General features: G+C 52.9%; 1 protein-coding gene and 1 pseudogene. Both read left to right on the forward strand.

The features are described from left to right. The coding region (locus tag IEX86_RS24605; protein WP_229685505.1) for a hypothetical protein at window positions 1-770 on the forward strand (770 nt) is incomplete at its 5' end. A 383-nt stretch (window positions 771-1,153) separates the two neighbouring features. Then, window positions 1,154-1,426 (forward strand): annotated as a pseudogene (locus tag IEX86_RS24610) (hypothetical protein); the annotation flags it as partial. Window positions 1,427-1,464: the final 38 nt, after the last annotated feature.

Below are 1,464 nucleotides of genomic sequence, written 5' to 3' on the forward strand. Positions count from 1 at the left end.
ACGAAGGACAGGTTAACCAGGAACGTTTACCTAATGGCGATACCCGCTGTCACTACCAGGTTGCGCACGTACCGGGTGACCCGGACAACCCTTTTGAGGCAACCCTTGTGTTTGGTCGCAACAGCCAGCTCAAGGAGTTATCTGCCAAGTCTACCTCTAATCCTGAGCGTACATTTCCCACAACGGAATTCATGCCCAGGACGGATTCTAGACCTCTTGGCTCTTCTAATCTGGCAACGCTTCCCAATGAAACGCTGGATCGTATAGCAGGACATATTGCATCAAATGATCCCAACGGCGTCTTGGCTCTACGGCAGACCAACTGGCACCTGAATGCCATTGCAGATAGCCAGATCACACCGACACAACGTCTTCTGATAAACCAGGGCCAGACACTTGGCAACTTTAGCAAGACTGAAATAAAAAGTTTTCTTAAGCTATTACCCGCCAGGCAAGAGTTTGTTCTCCAACACGGGCCGCTGCTTAATAGCGTTGGTTATAGCTCTGGAATGATGATGGGCTTGGCTGCCCGACCCCGCGATAAACAAGATTTTGTTACGGGAAATGCCCAGACGCTCAAGGATGCTGGCTTCAGTGGGTTTAGGATATACCATGTATCAGAGCTTGATAATGATCGAAGAAACTTCGTTATGAACAACTTGGCGACGCTACTAGCCGCAGGTATGAATGGTGATGAGATTTACAGTTTGGCTCGGAAATCTGCTGATGTACGAAACGCAAGAGTACAAGCTCTGAGTCCAAGTGCATGATGTCGATGTCTACGCCGTTATAATTATACAGAAGTGTTCAACCGCTATGTTATTGCCGCGTTATATCCATCCATAAAGGCAATAGCTTGCTTAAGCTGACTCAAAAAGCGTAGCTAACTCAAAGCACTGAGTTAGCTACGCTTTAAAGCCCACTTCTAATGTCCAACTTTTTGGGGTCAGTTCACCCAAGCTGCAGGCTGCCGGGGGGCACGGTATTTGCCCGGCGCTACGGAGGCTCAGATCAACGCGCACCTGTGCAACGACGACGGGTCTTTGAGAACTCATAGGGAAGTCGCCCGCGCCCTGCACGCCGCCGGATTGGGGGCAGCCGCCACCCGCATCGTGGCCCAGCTGCAGGCTGCGCATAAACAGCAATAGTCTGGGTGACCCGCCGCCACTCCAGAGTCCGTTTCAGCCGGTCCGCTGGCTTCAAACCTCGCCCCTTGAAAAACCTGTCCAGGGCCAACGGCTGCTGGGCAGGTTTGCTGGAGGCCGGCGGGCTGCGGGAGATCGAAGTGGAGTCGGTGAGCAAAATGCTGACCGGCGGCACCTAGCACTACAGCTGCGGCAATGAGCATTGCTCGCATATTAAATACCTGTGCAACACGCGCCACTGCCGGGCCTGTCCGTCGTGCGGCAAAAAAGCCACCGATCAGTGAATCGCCGTCCAGAATAACCGCTTGCCCGACTGTGC

The organism is Pseudomonas asuensis (genome assembly GCF_014646755.1).
Classification (GTDB): Bacteria; Pseudomonadota; Gammaproteobacteria; order Pseudomonadales; family Pseudomonadaceae; genus Chryseomonas; species Chryseomonas asuensis.